Here is a 1,351-nt window from a genome sequence, read left to right as displayed (position 1 = left end):
CTGCTGGACCAGAACCGGGCGCTGTTGCGGGCTGCTGATGAGGACGTGGCCATCGCCGTGTCCCGGTTGCGACCGCTGATCCAATGGACACTCACCGCCAGCCATACCTATTCCCGCAGCGTCAACCAGTTCGGTAATTTCAACGAGTTCACCAACAACGATCTCGGCACCCAGATTCAGCTGACTCAGCTGCTGTATGACGGCGGCGAAACACGGCTGCGCAAACAGGCGGCCCAGGAACTGGTGCTTGCGGCGCGCCAGCAGCTGCTCAGCGTCGAGCAATCGGTGCTGATATCCGCCGTTCAGGCCTATGTCGGGGTCCTGCAGGGGCAGGAAAATGTCGCCCTGCGCCGCAACAACCTGCGCCTGCTGCTAGAGGAACTGAAGGCGGCCGAGGACCGGTTTGAAGTGGGTGAAGTGACCCGCACCGACGTCGCTTTGGCTCAAAGCCAGGTGGCGGCGGCCCGCGCCAACCTGACGGATGCCGAGGGAGACCTGCTGACGGCCCGCGCTACCTATCTGCAAATCGTCGGCCACGCGCCGGGCGCGATTGCCGGCCAGCCCCGGCTGCCGTCGCGGGCTGTGTCCATCGACCGGGCGCAGTCCATTGCGGCGCGTAACCAGCCGGACCTGCTAGCGCAGCAGCATTCGGTCAAATCCGCCGACATTCTGGTCCGGGCGGCGGCCAAAGCCTTGGGGCCAAGCGTCAGCTTCCGGGCCACCGCGGGGCTGAGCGAGGATATCAATGACAACACCGGCACCGACTCGGATGCCTCTGCTTCGGTTACGCTGACTCAAGACCTGTATGCTGGCGGCCGCAACGCGGCGACCCGGCGGCGGGCCATTGCAAGTGCCGACTCGGAACGCGGTGCTCTGATCAATACCCAGCGCGCTGTGCGCCAGAATGTCAGCTCGGCGTTTTTCAATGTGGAAACTGCGCGGGCAACCCTGGTGTCCTCCAATGAACGGGTGCGCGCGTCCAAGGTTGCTTTTGACGGCATCCGGGAAGAAGCCACGCTGGGGGCACGGACGACGCTGGATGTGCTGCAGGCAGAGCAAGAGTATCTCGATGCGCAGACCGGGGAGGTGAACGCACGCGCCGACCAGGCCATTGCGGCCTATCAGTTGTTGCAGGCGCAGGGGCTGCTCACAGCCGAGCATCTGGGGCTGGCGGTCGAGATTTACGACCCGACGCTTTATTACAACTTGGTGAAGGACGCGCCTGCGCAATACAGCAAGCGCGGCAAGGATTTGGACCGGGTGCTCAAGGCCTTGGGACGTAACTGACAATTCATCCTATCGGTTGTGCGGTGACGGGAAGGCCGCTACACTCTGACTCAAGAGGCAAGAG

The 1,351-nt window shown here is 63.5% G+C and carries 1 protein-coding gene; it reads left to right on the top strand.

Annotation, left to right across the window (positions count from 1 at the left end):
• Window positions 1–1,287, top strand: a 1,287-nt coding sequence (locus tag A2I95_RS38390) for a TolC family outer membrane protein (RefSeq protein WP_291737651.1), incomplete at its 5' end; no start/stop codon positions are given.
• Between the last annotated feature and the right edge of the window lie 64 nt (window positions 1,288–1,351).

This window comes from Leisingera sp. F5, assembly GCF_001593695.1.
The sequence above is the reverse complement of the archived record's forward strand: the minus strand, read 5'-3'. Positions and strand labels throughout refer to the sequence as shown.